Annotated in this window: 2 protein-coding genes; both read left to right on the top strand. The window is 45.8% G+C overall.

The genetic code is table 11. The annotated features are described in order from the left end of the window. Positions 1-304 precede the first annotated feature (304 nt). Positions 305-934 (top strand): hypothetical protein, encoded by a 630-nt coding sequence (locus F6K20_RS25695; RefSeq protein WP_287296523.1) that lies wholly within the window; start codon positions 305-307, stop codon positions 932-934. 429 nt (positions 935-1,363) lie between these two features. Next, positions 1,364-2,533 (top strand): cysteine desulfurase family protein, encoded by a 1,170-nt coding sequence (locus F6K20_RS25690; protein ID WP_287296521.1) that lies wholly within the window; start codon positions 1,364-1,366, stop codon positions 2,531-2,533. The last annotated feature ends 1,921 nt before the right edge of the window (positions 2,534-4,454 follow it).

Here is a 4,454-nt window from a genome sequence, read left to right as displayed (position 1 = left end):
CCCCCAAGACCGCGCTGCCTCCCCAAGACCGTAATGGTGCGTTTTCCGCATCTAATTATTAAATTCGCCACGGGTCGCACCTATGCATCGCTCCTAAACTCCGAAACGTGAGTCTAGCTTACTTCTGACTTCTGACTTCTGACTTCTGACGCTAAGCGTAGCGCCATACCACCATCCTGCCAAAACATGAATGGACCATCGCTAATCTTCTCCGTGAAAACTCAGTGGCAACTCCCTGGTGGGCAAAAGAGTATCTTACGTATAATCACGGTTGTACAATATTTTTAACAAAATTAGGATGGTTGTGAAAAGGGTTGAACATCGACACCATATGTTAAAGCATCAGAACTGGGATAAAAGGGTAAGCGCGAAGCAAAGCAATACCCTTAATCAGGAAAATCAGCAACTCAAAATTAAGTCAGATAAGTGCTACATTCCCATGACAAGTGGCCACGCTGGTTCTTCAACGTTAGTCCGTTGGAAGCAGAAAGTCACTACACAGAAAGTCACTACACAGAAAGTCACTACACACAATCGAGTGAATTTCTCGAGCTACCCACTGTGCCCTCCCCGCTACACCAAACCGGAGAAGCCTGTAGCTCCCCAAGAACAAGTAAGTAACTTAGAAGAAACCTGTGGTAAAATCATTCATCTGCTCTGTACATCTGACTATGGGAAACTGACTCAAGATGAATTGAACAGGAAGTGCCGGTATTCAGAACAGCGACTTGCCCAAGGACTGAAACAGCTTGAGCTTGAAAAGGTAATTCAGTTCAAGTGGGGCATGTGGGTGATCATTAATCACCAACCCATCTGTCCTAAATGTGGTCTCAAAACTCGTGTAGTTAATTCTGCCTTGACACCAGGGAAAATTAAATCAATCTGTTCAACATGTCTCGAGTTAAAGCGTATTCAGTCAAAATTGCCGTTTTGATGAACTGCACTAAATTCTTAAAGGGTGGAGTGCGTTGTGAGGAGAATGAGCAGCGAAAGCTGCCAAAAAATGGAAAATGGACAAGGAACCATCCACAAGCAGCCATTGGATAATGTGATTTATGGGATTTTCACCTGTAGCCATTGGTCATCCAAGAAAACAGTCTCAAAAACTGTTGACTCGAGATCTAGGAATCTGATTTGAGTTGTCAAACCTCTTAGGTGCGCTTTCCGTTTGCTAATTTAATTCGCCACGGGTCGCACGTGATCATGGGGTGATCAGGTGATGGGGAGGAAGTTGATAATAATGTATCCCTTAGCAGTCCTATGGAAATCAGGGAAACCATTAGTTTAATGCAGCATTCCTCCCCTCCTAACTCTACGAGTGTAGGCGGAATATCCAGCTGCAATTTTTAATCAACGAAAAACCATGCATCGCCCAATTTACCTAGACTGCCATGCCACAACACCTATGGATCAACGGGTGCTTGAGGCAATGTTACCCTACTTCACTGAACATTTTGGCAATCCATCCAGTATCAGCCATACCTATGGCTGGGAAGCTGAAGCGGCGGTGAAACAAGGGCGTCAGATTCTGGCAGATGCTATTCATGCCACACCGGTCGAGATCATTTTTACGAGTGGTGCCACAGAGGCTAACAATCTAGCCATTAAAGGGGTGGCTGAGGCATATTTAAGTAAAGGACGTCACCTGATTACCGTACAAACTGAACACAATGCTGTTCTTGACCCCTGTCATTATTTAGAAACCCTAGGGTTTGAGGTGACATTTCTACCAGTAAAAGCTGATGGACTAGTGGATTTAAGCCAGCTGGAGCAGGCTTTCCGTCCTGATACCATTTTAGTGTCAGTGATGGCAGCCAATAATGAAATTGGAGTGTTGCAGCCATTGGCCGAAATTGGGGATCTTTGTCGCCAGCATAATGTACTTTTCCATACAGATGCTGCCCAGGCTATTGGCAAAATCCCCTTGGATGTGCAGTCGATGAAGATTGATTTAATGTCCTTGATAGTCCATAAAATTTATGGACCAAAGGGCATTGGGGCTCTCTATTTCCGGCGTCGTAACCCCAGAGTAAGGCTTGCACCCCAGCTCCATGGCGGTGGGCATGAACGAGGGATGCGTTCTGGTACACTTTATACCCCTCAGATTGTGGGGTTCGCTAAGGCTATAGAACTGGGGTTAGAAGAACAACCCTCAGAATCTCAACGGTTGATGGAACTGCGGGAGAGTCTGTGGAAATCTCTCTCTAGACTAGAAGGTATCCAGATCAATGGTCATCCTACCCAGCGATTGTCCGGAAACCTTAACATTAGTGTGGAGGGAGTAGATGGCGCAGCCCTGATGCTAGGATTACAGCCTGTGGCAGCCGTTTCTTCTGGCTCAGCTTGTTCCTCGGCAACTGTAGCTCCTTCCCACGTACTATTAGCCCTAGGACATCCGGAAAATCTGGCTTATGCCTCCATCCGGTTTGGAATGGGACGCTTTAATACCATGGCGGAAATTGAGCAGGTGGCTGAGCATACGATCACAACTATTCAGTCTCTGCGGCAATCTCAAACAGTCAAAATTAATTGAACAAAATTGTTGAGCGCAGTCCCTAGCCATATTTTATAATTTGGGTGGGGTAACCGAAACCAGCTTTGAAATTGCATAGGTGCGCTCTTACTTGGCGAATTAAATTCGCCACGAGTCGCACCTGAAGCCTAAGCTTCTAGGCTACGATCAGATCGGTACGGCAGTGGTGCTATCCCGGTGAGGTTCCAACGCCCACGGGAACGGGCACCAAGAGAAAGGAGATTTCGCTCCTTAGGCACAACCAATTCCTGCAAGAACTTTAATAGATATTTTCTATTAGCGAAAGAATCCCCAACTATCAATCTTTGAATTAGTTCCGGTGCGTTCAATGTGAGTTTCCCTTGAGTTATCAAAAGAATTGATCTGCTATGATGATTGAAGCTAGCTAAGGCTGTGTGAAAATTCACCGTTAGCAGTCCGGCAGGGTCGAAGCCTATTAACTTTGGTTCTAGTGTTAACCACGACAGGACAAACCAATTCGTCGTCAATCTCTCAATGGTAGGGCGGGAATCGTCGAAACCCCAGTCAGAAAGACAAGCGGGAAACCCTTGAGTAGGCGAATCAACAGGGGATCAGGACATAACACGGAAATACGCGGGAGCGTGGTAGCCCCGTCTTTTTAAAGCGGGGAGGAAACGCGACACGGCAGTTAAAACTGCCGTCAAAAAAAATGTATAATGATGATGTGAGTACAGGCAGACGCCTATGTGATGAAGCGACTCTAGTACCGGAGAGATACCGACCCTCAACGATTACATTGCGCTAATCCTCTTGTGAACGGGTAAATAATTGCAGATCGCAGAGCGTACCGAACTGGCTAAGTGGTAGTACCTGGAAAGCATAATTTTTGCAAGAAAAGTAGCGGGAACTGTTGGGATTGAACTGACTGACAGAACTCAGTAGGGGCGCTTTGACTACGCCTGTAAGATTCGTTTATGGATTCTTAACTAATCCCCGCGTCTAAAGACCGGGGAGTGTCAAATCCCCAACAAGGCAAACATGTGTGCCTGTAAACCCTAAATCTAAGCAGTAAAGCTGCTGAAACAGGGAGATTCAGGAGATATAGACAGAAACCCTGAAGAATATCTTGACCTCTAGTCAGGAAATACTCAAGCTAATAAAAAATCAGAACTTTTGGATAGATTGGTGCCAATTCGGTAGTTTGTGGTAAATCCCGAACAATGCCGATAAGGGGTCAACTGACTTGTAAGTCCTAATCAATGATTCTCCGGAAGTTTCCGGAAAGTCGTCGGATTTACCTGGTATAATTGCCGTAACAGCCACAGAAGCTTGAGATTTGGGAGTCTGCTGATAAAGACTCCAGAAGCAATAATCGAGCTGAGAGCCATTGAAGTATCAAACAATAGTTAAGTTATTCTGTAGTAAATGCATTGGCTGTAAGCAAAAGCGCTTTTGGGATTTTTTCCTGAAAGCCAAAAGAGATACCTCCTCGTCAATTAACAATTGACGTGCTATACACGGCTTCCGGCATCTGCCGAGAATTACCGGGTTAAATTTATCTGTATGAAGCAGTTGTGGAAAAACTCAAGTTAATTAGGTGCCCTTGACCTTGGCGAATTAAATTCGCTGTTTGTCCGCGCCTCCAAGGCCGCGAGGGATTGCTCGCGGCCTTGGGTCGCGCCTTCGGGTCGCACCTCAAAAATTTTCGACTTTGGGACAGAAGATCCTAGTGGAAAGCGAGTCTTAAAGTATAGAACCAATGTCGCGCCTCCAAGTGGTACAATCAACAGAGCCGCTACAATCCCATTCACCAAACCACAAAACCCCCTGTCAGCACCCCCCTCTAAACAGAAGGGGCTTCGAGACAGTTTCAGGGCCATTGACTACAGCCATTAACTACAGCCATTAACTACAGCCATTGACTACAGCCATTGACTAAAGTTGTCCCTCAAACAATGAA

The sequence above is a fragment of the Moorena sp. SIO2C4 genome (assembly GCF_010672485.1).
In the GTDB taxonomy this organism is placed as follows: domain Bacteria; phylum Cyanobacteriota; class Cyanobacteriia; order Cyanobacteriales; family Coleofasciculaceae; genus Moorena; species Moorena producens.
This window is presented reverse-complemented; position numbering and strand designations above follow the sequence as displayed.

What these genes read in the sequence shown, in the direction of transcription:
- F6K20_RS25690 (WP_287296521.1), top strand. Translation starts at nt 1,364, where the DNA reads ATGCATCGCCCAATTTACCTAGACTGCCATGCCACAACACCTATGGAT.